Source organism: Latilactobacillus fuchuensis, assembly GCF_900258455.1.
Lineage (GTDB): Bacteria > Bacillota > Bacilli > Lactobacillales > Lactobacillaceae > Latilactobacillus > Latilactobacillus fuchuensis.
The window spans coordinates 1,251,962-1,277,196 of record NZ_LT984417.1 but is presented as its reverse complement, the minus strand read 5'-3'; the positions used below and the strand labels follow the sequence as shown (position 1 = coordinate 1,277,196).

General features: G+C 42.0%; 22 protein-coding genes. 21 read left to right on the top strand and 1 reads right to left on the bottom strand.

What is annotated here, in order from left to right; translation table 11 throughout:
• Positions 1-96 precede the first annotated feature (96 nt).
• From LFUMFP_RS06010 to LFUMFP_RS05965, 10 genes are all read left to right on the top strand, one after another.
• Positions 97-1,191, top strand: a complete 1,095-nt coding sequence (locus LFUMFP_RS06010) for a DUF871 domain-containing protein (protein ID WP_025082364.1) — start codon at positions 97-99, stop codon at positions 1,189-1,191.
• A gap of 123 nt (positions 1,192-1,314) precedes the next feature.
• A complete protein-coding gene (obgE, locus tag LFUMFP_RS06005) occupies positions 1,315-2,607 on the top strand; it encodes a GTPase ObgE (RefSeq protein WP_025082363.1) in 1,293 nt (430 codons plus the stop codon).
• 267 nt (positions 2,608-2,874) lie between these two features.
• On the top strand, positions 2,875-4,788 hold the full coding sequence (locus LFUMFP_RS06000) for an acyltransferase family protein (RefSeq protein ID WP_025082362.1): 1,914 nt from the start codon (positions 2,875-2,877) through the stop codon (positions 4,786-4,788).
• A gap of 35 nt (positions 4,789-4,823) precedes the next feature.
• Entirely contained in the window at positions 4,824-5,765 is a 942-nt protein-coding gene (rnz, locus tag LFUMFP_RS05995) for a ribonuclease Z (RefSeq protein WP_025082361.1), read from the top strand.
• A 2-nt stretch (positions 5,766-5,767) separates the two neighbouring features.
• The gene (locus LFUMFP_RS05990) at positions 5,768-6,577 is read left to right on the top strand and encodes an SDR family NAD(P)-dependent oxidoreductase (RefSeq protein WP_056950748.1); all 810 of its coding nucleotides are present in this window, start codon (positions 5,768-5,770) and stop codon (positions 6,575-6,577) included.
• Between the two features lie 11 nt (positions 6,578-6,588).
• On the top strand, positions 6,589-6,993 hold the full coding sequence (locus LFUMFP_RS05985; protein WP_106483259.1) for a LapA family protein: 405 nt from the start codon (positions 6,589-6,591) through the stop codon (positions 6,991-6,993).
• Between the two features lie 178 nt (positions 6,994-7,171).
• Entirely contained in the window at positions 7,172-9,754 is a 2,583-nt protein-coding gene (clpB, locus tag LFUMFP_RS05980; RefSeq protein WP_035438752.1) for an ATP-dependent chaperone ClpB, read from the top strand.
• A 274-nt stretch (positions 9,755-10,028) separates the two neighbouring features.
• Positions 10,029-10,211, top strand: a complete 183-nt coding sequence (gene rpmF, locus LFUMFP_RS05975) for a 50S ribosomal protein L32 (protein ID WP_004270395.1) — start codon at positions 10,029-10,031, stop codon at positions 10,209-10,211.
• A gap of 269 nt (positions 10,212-10,480) precedes the next feature.
• Entirely contained in the window at positions 10,481-12,016 is a 1,536-nt protein-coding gene (gene yjeM, locus LFUMFP_RS05970; RefSeq protein WP_106483597.1) for a glutamate/gamma-aminobutyrate family transporter YjeM, read from the top strand.
• A 132-nt stretch (positions 12,017-12,148) separates the two neighbouring features.
• The gene (locus tag LFUMFP_RS05965; RefSeq protein WP_106483258.1) at positions 12,149-13,021 is read left to right on the top strand and encodes a hypothetical protein; all 873 of its coding nucleotides are present in this window, start codon (positions 12,149-12,151) and stop codon (positions 13,019-13,021) included.
• Positions 13,022-13,093: 72 nt separating this feature from the next.
• Here the strand turns inward: LFUMFP_RS05965 and LFUMFP_RS05960 are convergent, their stop codons facing one another.
• A complete protein-coding gene (locus tag LFUMFP_RS05960) occupies positions 13,094-13,267 on the bottom strand; it encodes a YjzD family protein (protein ID WP_025082358.1) in 174 nt (57 codons plus the stop codon).
• Between the two features lie 125 nt (positions 13,268-13,392).
• Here LFUMFP_RS05960 and dnaE point away from each other — a divergent pair, with 125 nt between their 5' ends.
• The 11 genes from dnaE to LFUMFP_RS05905 all read left to right on the top strand — a co-directional run bounded on the left by dnaE (position 13,393) and on the right by LFUMFP_RS05905 (position 25,204).
• On the top strand, positions 13,393-16,737 hold the full coding sequence (dnaE, locus tag LFUMFP_RS05955) for a DNA polymerase III subunit alpha (RefSeq protein WP_106483257.1): 3,345 nt from the start codon (positions 13,393-13,395) through the stop codon (positions 16,735-16,737).
• Positions 16,738-16,864: 127 nt separating this feature from the next.
• The gene (gene pfkA, locus LFUMFP_RS05950) at positions 16,865-17,824 is read left to right on the top strand and encodes a 6-phosphofructokinase (protein WP_025082356.1); all 960 of its coding nucleotides are present in this window, start codon (positions 16,865-16,867) and stop codon (positions 17,822-17,824) included.
• A gap of 77 nt (positions 17,825-17,901) precedes the next feature.
• Complete coding sequence (pyk, locus tag LFUMFP_RS05945) at positions 17,902-19,662, top strand: pyruvate kinase (RefSeq protein ID WP_025082355.1); 1,761 nt, start codon at positions 17,902-17,904, stop codon at positions 19,660-19,662.
• A gap of 158 nt (positions 19,663-19,820) precedes the next feature.
• Complete coding sequence (locus LFUMFP_RS05940) at positions 19,821-20,282, top strand: DUF441 domain-containing protein (protein ID WP_106483256.1); 462 nt, start codon at positions 19,821-19,823, stop codon at positions 20,280-20,282.
• Positions 20,283-20,302: 20 nt separating this feature from the next.
• Positions 20,303-21,187, top strand: coding sequence for a CvfB family protein (locus LFUMFP_RS05935; protein WP_025082353.1), 885 nt, complete (start codon positions 20,303-20,305; stop codon positions 21,185-21,187).
• 35 nt (positions 21,188-21,222) lie between these two features.
• Entirely contained in the window at positions 21,223-21,741 is a 519-nt protein-coding gene (locus LFUMFP_RS05930) for a Fur family transcriptional regulator (RefSeq protein ID WP_025082352.1), read from the top strand.
• A gap of 13 nt (positions 21,742-21,754) precedes the next feature.
• The gene (xerD, locus tag LFUMFP_RS05925) at positions 21,755-22,639 is read left to right on the top strand and encodes a site-specific tyrosine recombinase XerD (protein WP_025082351.1); all 885 of its coding nucleotides are present in this window, start codon (positions 21,755-21,757) and stop codon (positions 22,637-22,639) included.
• A gap of 73 nt (positions 22,640-22,712) precedes the next feature.
• Positions 22,713-23,081: a hypothetical protein gene (locus tag LFUMFP_RS05920; RefSeq protein ID WP_025082350.1), complete on the top strand. Its 369-nt coding sequence runs from the start codon at positions 22,713-22,715 to the stop codon at positions 23,079-23,081.
• 7 nt (positions 23,082-23,088) lie between these two features.
• A complete protein-coding gene (locus LFUMFP_RS05915; protein ID WP_025082349.1) occupies positions 23,089-23,847 on the top strand; it encodes a segregation and condensation protein A in 759 nt (252 codons plus the stop codon).
• On the top strand, positions 23,831-24,454 hold the full coding sequence (gene scpB, locus LFUMFP_RS05910; RefSeq protein ID WP_025082348.1) for an SMC-Scp complex subunit ScpB: 624 nt from the start codon (positions 23,831-23,833) through the stop codon (positions 24,452-24,454). Before LFUMFP_RS05915 ends, scpB begins: the two co-directional genes overlap by 17 nt.
• Complete coding sequence (locus LFUMFP_RS05905) at positions 24,455-25,204, top strand: pseudouridine synthase (protein WP_106483255.1); 750 nt, start codon at positions 24,455-24,457, stop codon at positions 25,202-25,204. It begins immediately after the preceding gene.
• Positions 25,205-25,235 lie beyond the last annotated feature (31 nt).

Here is a 25,235-nt window from a genome sequence, read left to right as displayed (position 1 = left end):
TTGTTTAAACAATGTAAGAGCTTTCAAAAGCGCTAGTGATATGCTAAAATAATAGTTAACAGGGTGGTATAGCCCAATTATTAGGAGGTTCTATTCATGGGGAAATTAGGCATTTCGATTTATCCAGAACGGTCAACATTTGACAAGGATGCGGCCTATTTAGCGTTAGCACATCAATACGGGTTCCAACGGGTGTTTACTTCTTTATTAGAAGTGACCGGTGATCAATCAGCGGTTTTGGCCAATTTTAAAAAAGTCGTTGAATATGCGAATCAATTAGGGATGCAAGTTATGATCGATATTAATCCCGGTTTATTCAAACAACTCAATATTTCATATGATGATTTAAGTTTTTTCCACGACTTAGGGGCTTGGGGCATTCGGCTAGATAACGGCTTTACGGGTGCTGAAGAAGCTAAGATGACGCGTAATCCATATGATTTAAAAATTGAAATTAATATGAGCCAAGGAACGAGTTACGTTGATAATATTATGAGTTACTCGCCTAAACGGGCCAACTTATTAGGCTGTCATAATTTTTATCCGCATCGTTATTCAGGTTTAGGGGAAGATTTCTTTAAACAATGCACGGCCCAATTTGCCCAATACAACCTTAATACGGCGGCGTTTGTAAATTCACACGAAGCGACTTTCGGACCATGGCCAACGCAAGATGGGTTACCAACGATGGAAGCTGATCGTGATTTGCCAATCGCAACGCAGATGAAACATTATCTATTAATGGATAACATCGACGACATCATTGTCGGGAATGCCTATGCCTCCGAAGCGGAATTAAAGACGATGCAAACGATTTTCAATGCGGAATATCCAGCGATTCAAATCGAAGTTGCGGCCGATATTACGGCTGATGAACGCCAAGTCTTATTTGAAAGTCTCCATAGCTACCGGGGTGATCGTTCAGAATATCTATTGCGGTCGACCATGACTCGCGTGATTTATAAGGATTTACCATTTGCAGCGCACAATACGATTGATATTCAACGCGGCGATATTTTGATTGATAATGTCGGTTATGGTCAATATAAAGGCGAAACCCAAATTGCCTTACAAGCGATGCACAATGATGGCCGGGTCAACGTGGTTGGCCACATTGCACCAGAAGAACAATTCCTATTAAGTTATTTAAAACCATGGAGTAACTTTAAATTGGTACCGGTTAATCAATAAGTTTTAGGAAAGAATGTGGCAAAATGCCCATTCTTTTTTGCGTTCTGACGGTTGTCTGTTTACTTTTGGTCTAAATTTCGGTAGTATATAAGGTACTGTTTAGAACAAGAAGGAGTCAAAATAATGTTTGTAGATCAAGTCAAAATTGATGTGAAAGCTGGTAAAGGCGGCGATGGTGCGGTTGCATTTCGTCGTGAAAAGTTTGTGCCACTTGGCGGACCAGCCGGTGGTGATGGTGGTCGTGGCGGTAGTGTCATTTTAGTCGTAGACGAAGGTTTACGAACATTAATGGACTTCCGTTACAAACACCATTTCAAGGCCAATAGCGGTGGTAACGGCCAAAATAAACAAATGTACGGTCACGGGGCAGAGGATACCTTTGTTCAAGTGCCGCCTGGTACAATTGTGCGCGATGCCGATACCCATGAACTATTGGGCGATTTAACTGAGAATGGTCAAAAATTAGTCATCGGTCGTGGTGGCCGTGGCGGTCGTGGCAATATGCGTTTTGCGAATGCTAAAAATAGCGCGCCAGAAGTTGCCGAAAATGGTGAACCTGGTGAAGAGCGTAGTATTCAATTAGAATTGAAAGTGTTAGCGGATGTTGGCTTAGTTGGATTCCCATCAGTTGGGAAGTCAACGTTATTGTCAGTCGTAACGAGTGCTAAACCCAAGATTGCCAGCTACCAATTTACAACCTTGGTCCCTAACTTAGGGATGGTGCAATTGGATGATGGCCGCGATTTCGTGCTTGCCGATTTACCCGGTTTAATCGAAGGCGCTTCAGACGGTATTGGTTTAGGAATTCAATTCTTACGCCACGTTGAACGGACGCGCGTTGTCCTTCATTTAGTTGAAATGGACGAACAAACGGGCCGTGATCCTTATGAAGATTACGAACAAATTAATCATGAATTAGAAACCTATGATCCTAAAATTTTAGAACGTCCACAAGTAATTGTCGCGACTAAAATGGATCTACCCGGTTCTGCCGAATTATTAGCTGATTTTAAAGCTAAATTAGCAGCTGCTGGTAATACTCATGAAATTTTTGAAATTTCTAGTATTACCCATCAAGGGGTTCAACCTTTGATGAACAAAACGGCTGATTTATTAGCGGACACTGCTGAATTCCCAATGGGGGATGAAGAAGCAACCGAAGCCCAAAAACTATATCAATATCAACCAGAAGGCCCTGCTTTTGAAATTGAACAAGACGAAGAAGGGACCTTTATTATTACGGGTGCTAAGGTTGAAAGACTCTTTAAGATGAGTAATTTAACCCATCAAGATGGCGTCATGCGTTTTGCACGTCAATTGCGTTCAATGGGGATTGATGAAGCCTTACGCGAGGCCGGTGCTCACGATGGTGACTTAGTAGCACTTGATAACTTTACGTTTGAATTTGTTGAATAATAAATAAGTGTGTTGGCACGTTATCGATTGCCTATCAAGTTGAAAGAGCTGATTATCCAGAAACTAAGGATAATCAGCTCTTTTGATTTGAACGGCCATTGATGCCTTCTGGTGCGCGATAAAGAAAAACCGCGTTAAATGTGAGCCTGTTAAGACTTCGATCACAGACTTTTTGCGACACACTGACAAAAAAATTATTGAAAATGTAGGCAGTTAACTAAAACATTGCTATAATAAGGCTTATCAGAATACAGAGTGGGTAGAGAAATGGTTGGAAAGAAACGTTTGAAAAACAGCCGGTATATCAGCGGCTTTGATGGGTTACGGGCAATTGGCTTAATCGGGGTCATCTTGTATCATTTGATGCCCTATACCTTTACAGGTGGTTATTTAGGCGTGCCGATTTTTATGGTTGTCTCTGGTTACTTGATTACTGATTTATTGGTCCAAGAGTGGCAGCAGAATAATTGGGTCAATTTGAAGAGCTTTTATGTGCGGCGGATTAAGCGCCTTTATCCGGGATTACTAACGATGTTACTGGCGACTAGTGCGTACATTACGTTGTTTCAAAGGCAATTGTTATACCAGTTACATGAAATGGTCATCACCAATATTTTATACGTTTATAATTGGTGGCAAATTGGGCATGGTCAATCCTATTTTGACCGGTTTGCCAATAATGAATCACCCTTTACGCATTTATGGACGTTATCAATTGAAGGTCAATTTTACTTAGTTTGGCCGTTTGTCGTGGTTGCTTTAATCGTTGGGATTAAAAAGAAAAACCGAATTGCCCAGATTTTGTTAGGCTTAAGTGTAGTGTCCGCCGTTTGGATGGCGATTTTGTATCAGCCCGGCGCTGACCCGAGTCGCTTATATTACGGAACGGATACCCGTGTCTTTTCAATCCTATTAGGCGCAGCCACCGCTTTTGCTTGGCCTTCAACGGCGCTTAAGCAAAAAGTCGTCGCACAACAACGACTATTATTAGACGGCGTCGGGTTAATCAGTGCGGCACTATTATTGGTTTTAATGTTTAATCTCGATGCCGAAAATGTCTGGGTTTACCGCGGTGGCATGTGGTTATTTAGTGTAATCGTTTGTTTACTAGTGGCCGTGGTGGCCCATCCGGGTTCGGATTGGAATCGCGTATTGACCAATCCGGTTTTTAATTGGTTGGGGAAACGCAGTTATGGGATTTATCTCTATCAATTTCCGGTCATGATTTTTTTTGAAAGTTATTTTAAGAACATCGCCGATCATCCCATTTTGTATCCGGTGATTGAAGTCGCAATTATTTTCGGGATTACCGAATTATCATACCGGTTGATTGAACAACCACTCGCGCATTATCAATACGCTAAGTTATGGGGTCAATTCCGTCAATTCTGGGCGCATCCAAAATGGAATCGCAAGGTGGGCTTCATGACCGGTCTATCATTGATTGGTTTAATCGCACTAGTGGGGTTAATGCAAGCCCCTAGCCAAGCGGCGCCGAATACTCATAAATCAGCGTTGGCGGTCAATATTCAGAAAAATAAAAAAGCCAACGCTAAAAAGAAGGCCGCGTTAATCGCGAAAGCTAAAAAGGCCAAAGGCAAAACGCAGACACCAACAGATCAAGCAGCTGAAGCGGCCGCAAAAAAGAATCCGGTCAATCAGGAATTTGAAAAATATGGGGTCACCCAAGTGGCTTTGCAAAAAGCCCAAAAATTACCGGTCACGGCAATTGGTGATTCGGTCTTGTTAGATGCAAGTGAGTCGTTACAACAAGTCTTCCCCAATATGATTGTGGACGCCGCTGTCGGGCGGCAATTGTACAAGAGTACGCCGATTATTAAGGATTACGTCCAAAAAGGGGCGATGAGCAGTACTGTTTTAATTAGTTTAGGGACGAATGGTTCCTTTACTGCAGAACAGTTAAATCAATTCATGACGGCGATTGGTAGCCAACGCCAAGTCTATTGGTTAAACACCTTCGTACCAACCCGGCCTTGGCAAAATGATGTCAATGAAATGTTAAAAGGGGCGGTTAAAAAGTATCCGAACTTAACGGTGATTGATTGGTACGGCCAAGCCAGCAAACATGGCGATTGGTTCTACCAAGATCAAGTGCACCCCAACCCAACTGGTGTGAAAGAATACACGGCGATTGTCGCCAAAGCACTGGTTCAAAAATAAATAGTTTGTTATGTAGACAAGGATGGAAGAGTTTAATGGAATTAGAATTTTTAGGAACTGGCGCTGGTGTCCCCGCACGACAACGAAACGTCACGAGTGTTGCATTGAAATTATTGGATGAACGCAATGAAATCTGGCTGTTTGATGTCGGGGAAGCAACGCAACATCAAATTTTAAAGACAACCTTGAAACCACGAAAAGTCAAAAAAATCTTTTTAACGCATTTACACGGTGACCATTTGTTTGGGTTACCGGGCTTCTTATCAAGCCGTTCGTTTCAAGGTGGCGATGAACCTTTAATAATCTACGGCCCAAAAGGTATTGAAGAATACGTCCGAACCAGTTTGAAAATTTCTGAGAGTCATTTAACGTATCCGTTGAATTTCGTCGTATTGCCGAATAAAGGCATCTTGTTAGACGATGAAACTTTTCGGGTTGAATGTGCCAAATTAGACCATCGGATTGCTAGTTATGGGTTCCGGATTATTGAAAAGGACCATCCAGGTGAGTTGCAGGTCGCTAAATTACAGGCAGATAGTGTGCCGGCGGGACCGGTTTATGCCAAGATAAAGAAAGGCGAAACCGTTACGCTAGCTGATGGCCGTCAAATTAACGGTCAAGATTATATCGGGCACGCTCAAAAAGGCCGGATTGTGACCATTATCGGGGATACCCGCAATTGCGAAGCGATTGTGCCATTAGCGGCTAACGCGGATGTGTTAGTCCATGAAAGTACCTTTGGCAAACAAGAACAAAAAATTGCACATCAATATTATCATTCAACGAATATTAACGCAGCTAAAGTCGCTAAAAAAGCGCAAGTCAATCGTTTATTGTTGACCCATATTTCAGCTCGGTATCTGGGCCAAGCCGTCCGAGAATTACAAAACGATGCGCGGGCGATTTTTAAGAATACAAAGGTTGTTAGCGATTTAGATATTTATGATATCCCATTTCACGGTCGAAAGGATGAATAAACATGGTTAAATTAGCAGATCTACAGGATTTAAAACAAAATGTAATTGTGATTACAGGCGGTTCATCAGGTTTGGGCAAGGCCATTGCCTATGAAGCAGCGAGCCAAGGAGCGGTGATTGTGGTCTTAGCCCGGCGTCAAGCCGAGTTGCAAATCGTGCGCGATCAATGCCAAGCGTTATCAGGGCAACCCGCTTATGCTTACCAATTGGATGTCAGCAATCCAGAAATGATTGAACAAGTCGTTGGCCAAATTGAAAATGATATTGGTCGCGTAGATGTGCTAGTCAATGCCGCTGGTTTTGGTCATTTTGAAACGGCGCTTGAAACACCGATGGCAACCGTTGAACAAATGTTTCGAGTCAACGTGTTAGGGTTGATGTATTTAACGCGGGCACTCGGATCGTTAATGGTTGATCAAGGCGTTGGCCAAATTATTAATATTGCTTCAATGGCGGGTAAAATGGCGACTCAAAAGTCAGCGATTTATTCAGCGACTAAATTTGCCGTGATTGGTTATTCGAATGGGTTGCGCTTAGAATTGAAACCATTAGGCGTCCAAGTCACCACGGTCAATCCGGGTCCGATTGATACGGACTTTTTCAAGATTGCCGATCAAACCGGTCAGTATTTAGAAACGGTTGATTGGATTGTGCTTGATCCTGAACGATTAGCGAAACGGATTGTCAGAGCGATTGGTCATCCAAAACGTGAAATTAACGCGCCGTTCTTAATGAGTGCCGCTGCCCAATTATATGATTTAGCCCCTAGTGTGGGTGATTATCTAGCCAGTACGATATTCAATCAAAAGTGAGGAGCATTTAAATGAAAAAACAAGGTCGTTTAATTACTGTTTTAGGATTAGCGTTGATTGTTGTGATTTTTGCCGTATTAAATGTGGCGCCAGTCGCGGTCAACTTTGGGTTTGCCCACGTCCAATGGCCGTTGATTATTGTCATCATCGTCTCGTTGTTAATTGGGGCGATCATTACGTTCTTGGCTGCCACGGGGAGTACGTTGAGTCAAAAGAAAATGCATAAACAATTGACCCAAGAATTAGCGAAAGTGCAAGCAGAACAAGCCGAAACGGTTCAAAAAGCGGTTGATGCAGCGACTGCAAAGGCGCAAAAGCAGTTTGATCAAGCGTTAGCCGATAAAGAAGCTGAAGTGCATGAATTACACGCCAAGATTAATCAAATTTCGCAAACGAGCGATCATCATAACGCTTAGTTTTAAACAAGTAGCGAGTGCCATCCGATAATCGGGTGTGTGCTCGCTTTTTTAATTGGACTAAAGTCTGATTTAGAAGCAAATCACTTGAATGTTTGACCTATTTTGACTATTATAATAATAGTTAGTCAAACAACTAACGTTAATTCAAAAATAAACTTAAAAAGGAATGACGTTTATGAATCCAGAACAAATGACTCAGGCAGTTCAAGATGCCATTGCCGAAGCACAAAAAATTGCAATGACACGGCACCAAACAGAAATCGATATTCCCCATCTTTTTAAATTTTTGATTCAACCGCAACAATTAGGCCAACAGATTTATCAAGAAGCCGGCGTTGATTTAGCTGGTTTAGAAGCCGAAATTGATCGCGAAATCGATGCGATTCCAACGGTTGAAGGTCAAAGTCAATATGGGCAGAATGTTTCGAAAAATCTATACCAAGTTTTAACGGAAGCCGAGAAATACAAAAAAGAATTTCAAGATGAATATCTATCAACCGAAACGCTCATTTTGGGCTTAATGGCGCTTAAATATCAACCAATGGTCCAATATTTAAACCAACAACAAGTAACACTCAAAACGTTGAAAGCAGTCGTGACTAAATTAAGAGGAGGGCAACGAGTGACATCTAAAAACCAAGAAGATAATTATCAAGCATTAGCGAAATACGGGACGGACTTAGTCAAAGCGGTTCGTTCTGGTAAAATGGATCCAGTCATCGGTCGGGATGAAGAAATTCGCGATGTGATTCGGATTTTATCGCGTAAAACGAAAAATAACCCGGTTCTAATCGGTGAACCAGGGGTTGGTAAAACGGCAATCGTCGAAGGCTTAGCGCAACGAATTGTCCGAAAAGACGTGCCCGAAAACCTTAAGAACAAGACGATTATTTCGTTAGATATGGGGAGTCTGATTGCCGGCGCTAAATATCGTGGTGAATTTGAAGAACGGCTAAAAGCTGTTTTAGCTGAAGTTAAGAAGAGTGAAGGCCAAGTCTTGCTCTTTATTGATGAAATTCATACGATTGTTGGTGCGGGTAAAACTGAAGGCAGCATGGACGCTGGTAATCTATTGAAGCCGATGCTAGCCCGGGGGGAACTCCACATGATTGGGGCGACAACGCTCGATGAATATCGTCAAAATATTGAAAAAGACAAAGCGCTTGAACGGCGCTTCCAAAAAGTCTTAATTCAAGAACCAACCGTTGAGGATACGATTAGTATTTTGCGGGGGTTAAAAGAACGCTTCGAAATTTTCCACGGCGTCCGAATTCATGACAACGCCTTAGTCGCCGCTGCAACGTTGTCGAACCGTTACATTACCGATCGTTTCTTACCAGATAAGGCGATTGATTTGGTCGATGAAGCCAGTGCGAATATCAATGTCGAAATGAATTCACAACCAACTGAATTAGACCAAGCAACGCGCCAATTGATGCAATTAGAAATTGAAGAGGCGGCCTTGAAGAAGGAAACGGATGCCGCTTCCCAAAAACGGTTGGCTGAAACCCAAAAACAATTAGCCGATTTACGTGAAACCACGAATAGTTTGAAGATGCGTTGGGAAACCGAAAAGGCTGATTTGAATTTAATCAACGATAAAAAAGCAGAAATTGATGCGGCTAAACATGAATTAGAGGACGCGCAAAGTAATTACGATCTTGAAAAGGCCGCGAAATTACAACACGGGACCATTCCGCAACTCGAACAAGCGTTAGCCAAGCTTGAACAGGATGAAAAACCAGAGGACTGGATGGTTCAAGAATCAGTCACTGAAAATGAAATTGCCGCAGTGCTCAGTTCACAAACGGGTATTCCAGTCGCTAAATTAGTGGCCGGCGATCGGCAAAAACTTTTAAAACTAGCGGATCATTTGCATGAACGCGTGGTTGGGCAAGACCAAGCAGTCAATGCGGTCACAGATGCCGTTTTACGGGCGCGTGCTGGCTTGCAGAACCCTAGCCGGCCATTGGGCTCATTCTTGTTCCTAGGCCCAACTGGGGTTGGTAAAACGGAATTGGCGAAGGCACTCGCCGAGGACCTATTTGATTCTGAAAAACACATGGTTCGAATTGATATGAGTGAATATATGGAAAAATATTCCGTTTCACGCTTAGTCGGGGCGGCACCAGGTTATGTAGGTTATGAAGAAGGCGGCCAACTGACTGAAGCGGTGCGCCGTAATCCATATACGATTGTCTTGTTAGATGAGATTGAAAAGGCCCATCCGGATGTCTTTAATATCTTGTTGCAAGTTTTAGATGACGGCCGTTTAACGGATTCACAAGGTCGCACGGTTGATTTTAAGAATACGATTATCATCATGACGTCTAACCTTGGTTCAGAATTATTATTAGACGGTGTCGATGAACAAGGTCAAATTTCAGAAGTAACGCAAAATCAAGTGCACGCGTTGATTCAAACGAAATTCAAACCAGAATTTTTAAACCGGATTGATGATACAATTATGTTTACACCGTTGAGCTTACTTGATATTCAACAAATTGTGGTCAAAATGGTCGCTGAATTATCAGAACGATTGGCGGATCAAGATATTACGTTGACGATGTCGGACGCCGCTAAAAGTTGGGTTGCCCAAGAAGGGTATGATCCCGCTTTTGGGGCCCGGCCATTACGCCGTTACATCACGAATTATGTTGAAACGCCGTTAGCCAAGAAACTAATTGGTGGCGATATTTTGCCCGATACAACGGTTGAAATTGATTTAAAGGACAATCAATTAGTTTTTAAAGTGTAAATTAACGGTCATTCTCCTTTAGTTCTATGGTATACTGAAAAGAATGGCTATGCTGATGCGATTATCGGATGATTGACTCTGAGGTAAATGATTTGATTTTCATGAAATCACTTGCTCTTATGAGTTAAACATAGTATTATAGAAGTCGCGGACAAAAGTAGTGGGACGGCTGATTAATTTCAACGTCAATTTGGTTAGTTAGGAAAAAGCTTGCTAAATTCCCTGAGTTCGGTATATCATTAATGAATCTAAGATACAAAGGAGTCTGAAAATAATGGCAGTTCCAGCAAGAAGAACATCAAAGACGAAGAAACGTATGCGTCGTGGACATATCAAATTGAACACACCTAACGTACAATTCGATGCAACAAATGGCGAATACCGTGTAAGTCACCGTGTTTCACCAAAAGGCTTTTACAAAGGCGAACAAGTTGTTACACCAAAAGCTAACGACTAATTTCCTTTAGAAGAACGATTATCCCTCGTGGATGATCGTTCTTTTTTTGTGGACTCTAAGCAAATCATTAGAAAACGACTAAAAATGTTTATTAAGATTAGAAAATGATTATAAAACAAAATAATTAGATTAGAAAAGCACTGTATCCGTTTACCCCTAGCCCAATACCCATTAAAATGAAGGGGAGTAATTAGTATTAATGCATCGAGTACGACCACCTTGGTTAATGTTTTAATTAAGGTGGATTAGAAATGGAAGAGGTGTTTTGGATGGCAGAAAAGAAAAAGACGAGTAAGTTGACGTTAGGCGCACTTATTCTAATGATTTTCACGTCAGTCTTTGGCTTTACGAATATCCCGCGTGCATTTTACTTAATGGGATATGCATCAATTTTCTGGTATGTTTTAGCAGCAGTAACCTTCTTCATCCCTTATGCATTTATGTTAGGGGAAATGGGAGCCGCTTTTGGGGAAGCCAAAGGTGGGATTTACTCATGGATGGAGAAATCAGTTAATGCGAAGTTTGCCTTCATCGGCACCTTCATGTGGTTTGCTTCTTACATTATCTGGATGGTCAACGTTGGTAACGGGATTTGGATTCCATTATCAAATGCGATTTTCGGGGTTGATAAGACGCAGAGCTGGTCAATCTTTGGTTTGACTAACGGGGTTCAAACGTTAGGTATTTTAGCAATTATTTGGATTATCGTAATTACCTTTGTCACTTCTAAAGGGTTGGACAAAATCAAAAAAGTAACAAGTATCGGTGGGACTGCGATTACGTTAATTAACGTCATTTTATTCTTAGGCGGGATGTTAATCCTAGTACTTAATAAAGGCGTTATGGCACAACCAATCACGGCTCACGCCTTTTTCCAATCACCAAACGAAAGTTATACGTCGATGATTCAAGTCTTTAGTTTCGTCGTCTTCGCAATCTTCGCTTATGGTGGTTTAGAAGTTGTTGGTGGGTTAGTTGATGAAACTGAAAATGCGAAAGTCAACTTCCCTAAAGGTTTGGCAATTTCAGCAATTATCATTGCCATCGGTTACGCCATCGGGATCTTTATGATGGGGACTTTTACTAACTGGGACTTCACTTTTGCTGCTAATAGCGGTTTTGCGAAAGCAACCGGTTCAACAGCGCAAGTCACATTAGGTAACGTGGCTTACATCGCTATGAATAACATGGGTTACCAATTAGGATTAGCCTTAAACCTAAGCCAACACGCTGCAATTCAAGTTGGGATTTGGTTAAGCCGTTACATGGGCTTGTCAATGTTCTTAGCGCTTTCTGGTGCGTTCTTCACGTTGATCTTCTCACCATTGAAGACATTGATTGAAGGGACACCTGCTGAATTATGGCCTAAGTCATTCACTAAGAAGAACGAACACAATATGCCAGTTAACGCGATGAAAGCTCAAGCAGCAATCGTGATTGTCATTATTGCTTTCGTTGCCTTTGGTGGTAAAAACGCTGCTATATTCTTTGAAATTTTAACAGCGATGACTAACGTTTCAATGACGTTACCATACATGTTTGTCGCTTTTGCTTTCTTCGGTTTCAAGAAGGACGATTCAATCGAAAAACCATTTACAATTTATAAAGGTAAGACCTTCTATAAATTCTGTGTCATTATGGTCATGTTTACGGTTGGGTTTGCGAACGTCTTTACGATTATTCAACCCGCAATTGATGGCAATATTAAACAAACATTGTGGTCAATCGCTGGACCGGTCTTCTTTACGGTTGTTGCATGGTTCATGTTCAGTCGTTACGAGAAGAAAATGAAATTGAAAGCTTAATTCTAAAAGGTTGTCCAGTGGGCAACCTTTTTTAATACTAAAAACATGACAACTCGTCATTAATCCTTGAAAAAATCAGTTAAAAAGGGTACGCTGAACAAGCTAATCTATAAGATGAAAAGGTGACGAGAAATGAAAAAGACAATGCTAGCAATCGCTAGTTTAGGGTTACTGGGTGTACTAGCGGGTTGTGGTCAAGCCCAATTAACGACTAGTAAAACCAATTATCAACAAAATGGAATGGTCGCTGTGGTCAAAGGGACCGCGGCTAAAAAGGCAACGTTAACGTACCAAATTGATCAAGCCAAAGCTAAAAAAGTAACGGTTAAAAGTGGCACCTATGTCATTCAAGTGCCTGCAACCACTCAAAAACAAACGGTGACGATCAAGGCGAAGACGGCTCAAAAAACAACGACCAAAAAAGTAACGGTCGCGGCGGGTAAAACGTTAGGCGATTACCGAACAGTTGTTGGCACTTATAATCAAGCGTTAGTTGGCATGGCACTTTCTAAGGACGACCAAGCTAAAGCGCAATCGCTCCAAAAACAAACACAAGCGCTTAAAGACGGTCAAGCTACGGCCGATCAGTTGACCGAGTTGCAAACGACGCAACAGGCCGTTCAAGCTGCCATGATTAAAGCGCAGCAAACGCAAGCTAAACAATTGTTGCCAACTAAGGTGGACGATGGCGTGCAACAGTTGCTTAAGACTAAAAATACAACGATTCGGGCCAACGTTCAAGATGATCAGATTCTAGGATTGACCTTGATTGCACCGGTTAAGGCGTTGAAAAATAAAGCGGCCCTTAAAGAATTTGGGATTAGCTTTACGTTGTTGGCTAAAGCAACCGGGGCTGACGCGACTAAAGTGATGCATGAATTTGAACAATTCACCAAGAAAAGTCAAAAAGATAATCAAACGACAATGAAGACGATTCATTCAAACGGGGTTAATTTTAATACTGGTTTTTCAGCCAGTGATTTATACATCTACATTACGAAATAAATAAAAATAAAGCGCCCAATCAGCCAGCATTTCGGTTGATTGGGCGCTTTATTGATATAACTTAATCAATGATTAAGCGATTTTTTTAGGTAAAACAAGTGGTAATAGGTTCAAGATTAATCCGAACAAGACGGAAACAATCAGCGTTGTTTGTACACTAAAGTCTGTTTTGTCTAATTTAGAACCGATAAAACCAAGGACGAATCCAAAAATGAGTGTCCAGATGAGGTTCATAACGTATTTCATGGTTGGCCTTCTTTCTTTGATCCAATTCTATGATATTGTAACACGTTTTGGAAAGAGATTCATTCGAAATAATTTGGTATACTAGAATTATTCAAAAAAGACTCCGGAGAAAGAAGGCGCGTTTGATGACGTTTGTTCAGTTGCAAGTTAAAAGTACGTATACGCTTTTAGAAAGTACGACTAAAGTAGCTGATTTGGTTCAAACGGCCAAAGAGCAAGGCTATCAAAGTTTAGCGTTGACCGATACGAACGTGGTTTACGGCCTAGTTGATTTTTATAAGGCAGCTCAAGCGGCCGACATCCAACCAATACTCGGTTTAACGATTGAAGTTGGTGGACTGCAACAACTCGAGGAACGTTTTCCGCTTATTTTGTTAGCGAAAGATCAAGTGGGTTATCAACATCTTTTACAAATTTCATCGCAAATTATGTGTCAAACTGAAATGGTTAGTTTTGAAGCCATTCAAAAATTATTGAGCCATTTAATTGTCATCACCCCAGCCCAAAAAAGTGAAGTTGTCCGTTTGTTATTGCAAGATGCTGACCAACAAGCACAAGCCTATTTAGCCCAATTAAAGGCGGCGGTTGATGCCGACAGTCTTTATTTAGGAATCAGTGATAAACAGGCCGCTAGTCCACAACGGACGGGTTTAATCGCGTTGAGCCAAGCCAGTCAAGTGCCGTTAGTGGCGCTAGGTGATGTTCGTTACTTGCAACCAACAGACGCTTTTTCAGTTCAAGTATTGCAACACATTAAAGCGGGGACCCAAATTAATTTACAAACGACTGATCAGGAGCAACCAGGGGGCTATTATCTGCAGAGTGCAACGCAGATTACCGCTGAATTTGAAGCGTTGGCATTAGCTGAAGCAGTCCAAAATACGCAAACCATCGCGGCGGCTTGTCAGGTCGAATTAACCTTCAAACGGGCTCAACTTCCTCGATTTGAAACGCCGCAGCAAGAATCCGCGAATGATTATTTAGAAACGCAAAGTCAAAGTGGTTTAGAGGCGCGATTTGCAGGGGCGTCAGTGCCGGCTGAATATCAATCGCGGTTACAATACGAACTCAAGGTCATTTTCGAGATGGGTTTTGCCGATTATTTCTTGATTGTTGCCGATGTTATGGCACACGCACATCAACAACAGATTATGACCGGACCAGGTCGGGGATCGGCTGCGGGTTCATTAGTGGCTTACGCATTAGCGATTACCGATGTCGATCCCATTCAGTACCAACTGCTGTTTGAACGATTCTTAAACCCGAACCGCGCGAATATGCCGGATATTGATTTAGATATTCCGGATAATCGCCGTGATGAAGTCTTGGATTACGTTTATCAGAAATACGGCTATAATCATATGGCCCAGATTATTACTTTTGGGACCTTGGCGGCGAAGATGGCCTTGCGCGACGTCGGCCGAGTTTTTGGGCTCAGTCAATTTGAAATGAGTAGTTGGTCTAAGGCAATTCCGAATGTCTTAAAAATCAGTCTACAAGAAGCCTATCAACAGTCGCAAGTCTTACAAAATTTGGTCGCCGATAGTCAGCAAAATCGGTTGTTATTTGAAACCGCTCAGCGAATTGAAGGCCTACCCCGGCATTATTCAACGCATGCGGCTGGGATTGTGTTAAGTCAGGCACCGTTGACCGATACTGTAGCGCTTCAAAGTGGTGGGGACGCGATTGAACTTACCCAATTTCCGATGGGCAACGTTGAAGAATTGGGTCTGTTGAAAATCGATTTCTTAGGCTTACGTAACTTGGGTATTTTAGCCAATATCGTTAAATTAGTCGGTCAACAAACCGGCCAATCATTTGATCCACATCAGATACCGTTGGACGATCAAGCAACCTTGGCGCTCTTTCAACAGGGGGATACTAACGGGATTTTTCAATTTGAATCGGCCGGGATTAAAAATGTGTTACGCCGGTTGAAACCGACTTCGTTTGAAGATATCGTTGCGACCGATGCGTTGTACCGACCAGGGCCAATGGAGAACATCGACACGTTTATTGCGCGTAAAAATGGTCAAGAACCAGTGACCTATCCTGATGATTCACTAGCGACGATTCTAGCGCCAACCTATGGCATTATTGTCTATCAAGAACAAGTCATGCAAGTGGCTTCTGAGATGGGCGGATTTACGTTAGGGGAAGCCGATTTACTCCGGCGGGCGATGAGTAAAAAGAAAAAAGCGGTGATTGACGCTAACCGGACTAAATTCATTCAAGGCGCGCTTGAACGGGGGCATAGCGAAGCCGTTGCGACGAAGGTCTACGACTATATCGAACGGTTTGCTAATTACGGCTTTAACCGGTCACACGCGGTCGCTTACAGTAAGATTGCGTATTGGTTAGCCTATTTAAAAGTCCATTATCCAGCAGCCTTTTTTGCGGCCTTGTTGAATGCGGTGTTGAACCAATCGACTAAGACTAAAACCTATCTCACCGAAGCGAAGAAACGGCAGATTACGGTTCGGCCACCGGATATCAACCGGAGTCAACGGTATTTTAAGTTGGATGATGATGGCATTATATTCGGTTTGTATAGTATCAAAGGGCTACGTCGCGATTTTGTTGTATCGATGCTGACGGAACGCCAAACCAACGGTCCGTATCAATCGTTGTTACAATTTTTACAACGAATCGATCGTAAATTTTTAAAGTCGGATAATTTGACGGCACTGATTTACAGTGGCGCGTTTGACGGGTTTAACGCGAATCGGAATCAATTGTTGACGAATTTGCCAGACTTATTAGACAGTATCCAATTGGCGGGCGATAGCTTGGATTTATTCGAAGTTCTCGCGCCCAAACCTAAAGATGTACCGAATTTAACGTTGACTGAACGACTCGATAAAGAAGCAGAGTATTTAGGCGCCTATCTATCGGGTCACCCAGTCGAAAAATACGAACGGACGCGGCGGTATTACCATATTCCGGCAATCAGCGAACTCCACGCCGGACAAAATGTGCGCTTGGTCCTCTTCATTCGGCGCATTAAAGTGATTCGGACTAAAAAAGGCGATCAGATGGCGTTTGTCACCGGGCAAGATGCGACGGGGGAAATCAGTATCACGATCTTTGCGAATCTCTATCAACAAGTCGCAAGTTGGTTAGCAACGGAACAAGTGTTGCTGGTGACCGGGAAGATTGAAGAACGGCGCGAGTTGCAAATCGTTGCGAATCAGATTCAATTAGCGGATGACGTTCAAAAGGGCTTGCCAAAAGCCACGCTGTATTTGCGGGTCCAAACCGCGTTGACGATTGACCAGGAACGCCAGCTATATCGGTTGTTGGAACAGCAGCCCGGTCAGGTGCCTGTTATCTTGTATAATGCTGCGACGAAACAATCAATTTTGTTGAAAGAACATTATTGGGTGAATGGTCAGTCGACATTAACGACGGCGCTTACAAGCCTGTTAGGAACGGGAAACGCCATTTTAAAAGGCTTTTTAGAATCATAAAATGAAAACATCTTTCGGAAAAAGTTCGCAAAATACAAGACTTCTTTTCTGAAAAGTGATACTATATTAGTGACTTTGAAATGACCAAATGGTTTTTTCAAGTAAAATATTTGCCTGGGGTGAAAAGATGAAACGCATAGGTATTTTGACAAGTGGTGGGGATGCACCTGGTATGAACGCTGCAATCCGTGCCGTTGCAAGAAAAGCAATGCATGAAGGCCTTGAAGTCTATGGTATCAATTACGGTTTCGCTGGTTTAGTGGCCGGTGATATCTTCAAGATGGATCCAATTACAGTTGGTGACAAGGTTCAACGTGGCGGTACTTTCTTGTATTCAGCTCGTTATCCAGAATTTGCACAAGTCGAAGGACAACTAAAAGGGATCGAACAACTCAACAAGTTTGGGATTGAAGCCTTGGTTGTTATCGGCGGTGACGGTTCTTATCACGGTGCACTTCGTTTGACAGAACATGGTTATAACACAATTGGACTACCAGGAACAATTGATAATGATATTCCATTTACTGACCAAACAATCGGTTTTGATACAGCGGTTAACACGGTGCTTGAATCAATCGATAGAATCCGCGATACAGCTGCCAGTCACGAAAGAACTTTCGTGGTAGAAGTGATGGGTCGTGGTGCTGGTGATATCGCATTGTGGGCCGGCGTTGCCGGTGGCGCACAAGATATTATTATTCCAGAACATGATTTTGATGTAAAAGCAGTGGCTGACAAATTACGTGCTTCACGTGAACATGGTCAAAAACATGCCATCATCGTATTAGCTGAAGGCGTGATGCATGCTGATGAATTTTCAGAAAAATTATCTGAATACGGCGATTTCCACTTACGTTCAACTGTCTTAGGACACGTTGTCCGTGGTGGTTCACCAACAGCTAGCGATCGTGTTTTAGCAAGTCGTTTGGGCTCAAAAGCAGTTGAATTATTGCTTGAAGGCAAAGGCGGTTTGGCGTTAGGGATTGAAAAGAATGAAATTATTGCACATGATATTACAGACTTGTTCAATCACAAGCATCACGCTCAATTAGGGTTGTACGATTTAAACGCTGATTTAGCATACTAGTAACGTTTCACAATAAATTTGTTAAAATGACTGCAAAGTCTTTTAAAAAAAGAGACATAAAAGGAGAGACTCCACTTATGAAAAAAACCAAGATCGTAAGTACACTTGGTCCCGCAAGTAATAGTGTAGAAATCATCACAAAATTAATCGAAGCAGGCGCTAACGTATTCCGCTTTAACTTCTCACATGGTGATCATGAAGAACATTTAAGCCGAATGACAATGGTTCACGAAGCTGAAAAATTAACTGGTAAAACAGTTGGTATCATGTTAGATACAAAGGGTGCTGAAATTCGGACAACTGTTCAAGTTGGTAAGAAATTTGAATTACACACTGGCGAAACAGTGCGCATTTCAATGGACGATACACTTGAAGGAACGCCTGAAAAGATTGCTGTTACTTACCCAGGTTTATTCGCTGATACACACGTTGGTGGCCACGTTTTAATCGATGATGGTTTAGTGGATCTTAAGATTATTGAAAAAGACGAAGTTGCTAACGAACTTGTTACTGAAGTTCAAAATGATGGTATGGTCGGCTCACGTAAGGGTGTTAACGCACCTGGTGTTTCAATCAACTTACCTGGTATCACAGAAAAAGATGCTAGTGACATCCGTTTTGGTTTAGATAACGAAATTAACTTTATCGCTGCAAGTTTTGTTCGTAAACCTCAAGATGTTTTAGACATTCGTCAATTATTAGAAGAAAAACACATGGAACATGTGCAAATCTTCCCTAAAATCGAATCACAAGAAGGTATCGACAATATTGACGATATCATGAAAGTTTCTGATGGTTTAATGATTGCTCGTGGTGACATGGGTGTTGAAATTCCATTCGAAAACGTACCTTTCGTACAAAAGAGCTTAATCAAGAAGTGTAATGCAATTGGTAAACCAGTTATCACTGCAACACAAATGTTAGACTCAATGCAAGAAAACCCACGTCCTACACGTGCCGAAGTTAATGACGTTGCTAACGCTGTTATGGACGGTACTGATGCAACAATGCTTTCAGGTGAAAGTGCTAACGGTGACTACCCAGTAGAAGCTGTTGCAACTATGGCTCGTATCGACGAACGTACTGAAAAAGCATTAACAGACCGTGATGCTTATGCTTTAAAAGCATACAGCAAAACAAACTTGACTGAATCAATCGGCCAAGCTGTTGCTCATACTGCTCATAACTTAGGCATCAAGACAATCGTTGCTGCAACTGAATCAGGTTCAACAGCACGTATGATTTCTAAATATCGGCCACAAGCTGACATCTTAGCCGTTACATTTGACGAACGTACTCGTCGTAGCTTAACAGTTAGCTACGGTGTTTACCCAGTTGTTGCTAAGAAACCAGCTAACACTGACGATATGTTCAACTTGGCAACACAAACAGCTCAAGAATATGGTTTTGCTAAAGAAGGCGACCTAATCTTGATCACTGCCGGTGTACCAGTTGGCGAACGTGGCACAACTAACGTTATGAAGATCCAATTAATTGGTTCTAAATTAACACAAGGCCAAGGCGTTGGCGATGAAACAATCGTTGGCAAGGCTGTTGTTGCCTCAAACGCTAAAGAAGCTGCTGATAAAGCAGTTGATGGTGGTATCTTAGTTGTTAAATCAACTGATAAAGATTACTTACCAGCAATCGAAAAATCAAGTGCTATCGTTGTTGAAAACGGTGGTTTAACATCACACGCTGCTGTTGTTGGTATCGCTATGGGTATCCCAGTTGTTGTTGGTGCTAAAGATGCAACTGATGCTATCAAAGATGGCGAAGTCATCACAGTTGATTCACGTCGTGGTATCGTTTATCGCGGTGCTACAAACGCGCTTTAATCAACAGGTTCATTAGAACCGATATTTGAAGAAACGTCTGACAAAATGCTTATTTTGTCAGACGTTTTTTTGTGAGTTTCTGAAAATAGTTTTGATAATTTGCTGACAAGGTCCGCGTTTATCGTTACAATAGTAGAGAGACTTTATTGGAGGTCACTATGGAGAGCTGGCTATTTTTAGCGGCGATTTTAATCGTCGCCTTATTAGGTAAAAACCAATCATTAATCATCGCGTCGGCAGTTGTTTTAGCGTTAAAACTATTGCCATTTTCAAACAAACTTTTCCCGATTATTCAGGCGAAAGGGATTAATTGGGGCGTGACCGTCATTTCGGTCGCCATCTTAATTCCGATTGCGACCGGTCAAATCGGCTTTAAGGATTTGTTGAACGCCTTTAAAACGCCGGCCGGGTTTATCGCAGTCGGCTGTGGGGTCTTAGTTGCCGTTCTTTCAGCCAAAGGGGTTGGCTTATTGGCGGCGAGTCCTGAAATGACCGTTGCGTTAGTTTTTGGGACCATTATGGGCGTTGTCTTCTTAAAAGGCATTGCGGCCGGTCCGGTGATTGCCGCTGGTTTGACGTATACAATTTTAACAGTCTTTAATTTAATACCGTTCCACTAAATAAAAAAACGAGGTAAACTATGAACAACTTAATCGGACAAATTATTACCGCCCTAGTCACAGATGAAAACGAAGATGCTTTCTTCGTTCAAAAAGATGGCGTGACGTTAAAGCTTAACAAAGAAGGGCTTGAAACAGTGCCTGAAATCGGTGATACGGTTGAAGGTTTTGCTTATGAGAACTCAAGTCGTGAATTAATCTTGACGACGTTTATTCCAAAATCAAGAGTGGGCCATTACGCCTTTGGTGAAGTCGTTGAAACGCGCCGTGATCTAGGTGTCTTCGTCAATATCGGTTTACCCGATAAGGACATGGTCGTTTCGTTAGATGAATTGCCAACCATCAATAAATTATGGCCCAAACCTGGTGATCGTTTGATGATCGCACTTGAAGTCGATGAAAAAGGTCGGACTTGGGGTAAGATTGCCGATGAAGCCATATTTAGATCAATTTCAAAAGCGGCTAAACCAGAAATGAAGAATGAAAATGTTGAAGGGACCGTTTACCGCTTAAAATTAGTCGGCACGTTCCTATTAACGGATGATTTCTATATTGGTTTCATTCATCCTTCCGAACGCGAAGCAGAACCCCGTTTGGGCCAAATGGTTCAAGGTCGGGTGATTGGTGTCCGACCAGAAGGTAGCTTAAACGTCAGCTTGAAACCACGGGCCTATGAAGAAATCGGTGACGATGCCGAAATGATCATTGCCGTTTTAAAACGCCAACCAGATGGCACGATGCCTTACACCGATAAGAGTGACCCAGACGATATCAAAGGTTATTTTGGGATTAGTAAGGGGAGTTTCAAACGGGCGTTAGGTCGTTTGATGAAGAGCGGTTTAATCGAACAAAAAGACGGTCAAACGCGCTTAACGGATAAAGGTCAAGCTGATTTAACGGACTAATCATTTTGAGTGTAATGGAGTGAAGGAAGTCGATTATGGATAAAACAGCGCAATTAGAAAAAATACGACATCAATTACAACAGGCCGGCTTTAAATTAACCTCACAACGTGAAGCGACCGTTGCCATTATTTTAGATCATTATCAGGACCATCTAAGTGCTGAACAAGTGTTTATGTTGACCAAGTCAGTGGCACCAGAAATTGGTTTAGCGACGGTTTATCGAACGCTGGAAATTTTGACGGAATTGCACATTTTAAATAAAATTAGTTTTATTGAAGATGGGATTACCCATTATGATTTATGTGAACCCAATCAAAATAGCCATTTTCATCATCATTTATTGTGCCTGCAATGTGGTCAAATTCAAGAAATTCATGAAGATTTATTGACAGACGTTGAAGCCGAAGTGTTGGCTAAATTTCAATTTGCGGTGTTGGATCATCGGTTAACCTTACAAGGCGTTTGTGACCATTGTCAAACCGTGAACGTGGCCAACGGGCTGCCCGCTAATAAAGTCGACGTGACGCGCCAAATTGACTTAAGTCAGCTATAGTCCGGAGAAAAATATGCAAACGTTAATTGAAGACTATTTACACTATTTAAAGATTGAACGTGGCCTATCGGATAATACCCGGAGTAGTTATCGCCAAGATTTATTCCAATTTACGGCCTATTTAGAACAACAGCAGTTAACCGGATTTACGCAGGATCATTTTGTGATTATCAATTATTTACAAGTTCAAACGGATGCGCATAAAGCGCAGAGCAGTATCACGCGGAGTATTTCGACGTTACGTAAGTTTTATCAGTATTTATTGCGTGAAAAACAAATCGAGATTAATCCGATGTTACAAATTGATTCCCCGAAACAAGGTCGGCATTTGCCGGCCGTTTTATCTTCTAGCGAGATCGAACGACTGTTGCAGACACCGGATACCGCAAAACCATTAGGCTTACGCGATCGGGCAATATTGGAAGTGTTATACGCAACCGGGCTACGGGTTAGTGAGTTGATTCATTTGAAATTAGCCGATTTACATTTATCGTTGGGCTTAATTCAAACGATTGGTAAAGGAAACAAGGAACGGATTATTCCGATTGGCGATGTCGCGGTTGATTGGGTCAATCAATATTTAGACCGCAGTCGCCCGAAGTTAACCAAGGGGCAGTCAAACCCTTACTTGTTCGTTAACTTTCATGGTAATGGGTTAACGCGCCAAGGCATCTGGAAGAATCTCAAGATGTACGTTAAGTTAGCCGGGATTGAAAAGGATGTCACCCCCCATACACTACGACATTCGTTCGCGACTGTTTTACTTGAAAATGGGGCTGATTTACGGATTGTCCAAGAGCTATTGGGGCATTCTGATATTTCAACCACTCAAATTTATACGCATATCAGTAAAAAACATCTGACAGAGGTTTATCAAAGAAGCCACCCCAGAGACTGAGCGTATTTGTTGTTGGTTAGCATCTGTGGTAGAGTTATGCTATTAGAACTTTGCTTGATCATTGGAGGTCAACATGTTATTTAAGTACAAAAATGATTATGAGAAGATTGCGATGGGCTTTTTATCGTTTATCCCTGATCTAAAAGAAGTGTCGCATGTTCAATCAGAACTTGCTTTTTACAATAACGATGACCAACATATTTTATACCTTTGGCAAAATGAAGCAGGTGATTTTGCTGGAATTGTTGGGATTGAATTGGGGACTGATTATATATTAGTGCGGCACATTTCACTGAATCCGTCTGAGCGCAGTGACCACCGGTTTTATGAAGTGTTAGACGAATTAGCGGCGATGTATCCTAAGAGTCGGGTGATGGGTTCTTTAGACACAGCGGCTTTAATTGCTAAGTGGGAACAGCACCAGACTAAAGAAATGGATTAGTTGCGAGATGACTGAACAGTTGACGTTGGTCCTTTCTGATTTTGAAGGACCCTTGGATTTATTATTACATTTAATTAAACAAACAAAGATTGATATTTATGATATCCCCATTGCTGAAATCACCGCGCAATACCTGGATTACTTGCATCAAATGCAAGAACTAGCCCTCGATATTGCGGGTGATTATTTAGTGATGGCGGCAACGTTAATGAAGATTAAAAGCAAATTATTGTTGCCAAAGCCACCGGTGTTGGAAGAAGAAGAGGCCATCGACTATGTTGATCCGCGTCAAGAACTGGTCGATCAGTTATTGGCTTACCAGGCTTTTCAAAAGATTGCCGGTGTTTTGCAAGAACGTGAAATGGAACGCCAACAACTTTTTGCGAAACCGGCTAGTACCAATCCCGCTGAAAAAGTGGTGCCACTTGCGCGCGGTGTGATTAAACCCCGTGATTTAGCAGCGGCGGTTTCCAAGATGTTAGCGGAGGCCAAAGCTAGTCAACCGGTTTTTAAAACCGTCCAGAATGACGAAATTTCGATTACTGAAAAAATGAATTGGATTACAAACCAGTTAAGTCGCCAAGCCAATGCGGTGACGTTTGAATCGTTGGTTGTGAATCCCAATGATTGTGATGAAATTGTCACCACCTTCTTAGCGATATTAGAATTAATGAAAGATCGTCGCATTGTCTGTGATCAGCTAACTTATCAGACCCAGATTTTTGTGATGTTGAAAGAGGAATCGACTAGTGAAGCATCTCGCTGAAATTGAAAGTTTATTATACGTTGCCGGTGATGAAGGGGTGACCCTAACCCAAATTGCACAATTAGTGTTATTGGATGAGGCCGCGGTTCGCCAGTTATTGGAAAAACTAGGTCAGCGCTATCAAACTGATGACCATTCAGGTATTTGCCTGATTCAAGCCGCTGATTGTTATAAGTTAGTCACCAAAAAAGAAATGGCACCATTGATTAAACGTTACTTTGCGGGTCCGGTTTCGACGAGTATTAGCCAAGCCGCTTTAGAAGTATTGGCGATTGTCGTCTACCGACAACCGCTAACGCGAATTGAGATCGATGAAGTTCGTGGCGTGCAAAGCAGCGGGGCCATTCAGACGTTATTAGCGCGGCAATTGGTGCTTGAAAAAGGGCGCAAAGATGCCCCTGGTCGACCGATTTTATACGGAACGAGCGATTATTTTTTAGATTATTTTGGTTTAACAACGCTTAAAGAATTACCAGAGTTGGAACAATTAGAATTAACGGTGGATGAAAACCAACCAGTAGCGGATACGGCTGATTTATATTTCCGTCAATTTGAACAAACATTAAATGAAGTTAGTCCACAAACGGACGATAAAGGAGAACAATAAATGGAACGACTACAAAAAGTCATCGCTAACGCTGGGGTTGCTTCTCGGCGAAAGGCTGAAACACTGATTCAAACGGGACACGTCACCATTAATGGTAAAGTCGTGACCGAAATGGGTATCAAGGTTGAAGGTTCAGAACATATCGAAGTGGATGGTGTCCCGTTAACACGGGAACGTAAAGTTTATTACATGTTATACAAACCACGCCAAGTCATTTCTGCAGTGACTGATGATAAGAAACGGCCCGTCGTGACTGAATATCTTGAAGATATTCCAGAACGGGTTTATCCAGTTGGTCGGCTTGATTACGATACATCAGGGTTATTGTTATTAACCAACGATGGGGACTTTGCCAACATGTTAATGCATCCTAAATATAAGGTTGATAAGACCTATGTGGCTAAGGTCTCAGGGATTCCAACGCCTGATATGTTACGTCAATTACGTAAAGGGATTGTGTTAGAAAAACGTAAAACAGCGCCAGCTAAAACGAAAATTATTTCAACTGATCGTCGGAAAAATACGGCCATCATCAGCATTACGATTCACGAAGGGATGAATCATCAAGTTAAAAATATGTTAGCGGCTGTCGGGCTACCTGTTTCTAAATTGAAACGGGAAACCTATAGTTTCTTAACCCTTGATGGTTTAGTGTCGGGTGAATACCGGGCGTTGAAACCAATCGAAGTCGCAGAATTCAAAAAGATGGCAGAACTCAGTGAAAAACCACGGCATAAAAACCGAAAGTAAATCGTTGCTTTTAGGATTATTTTTTGGTATG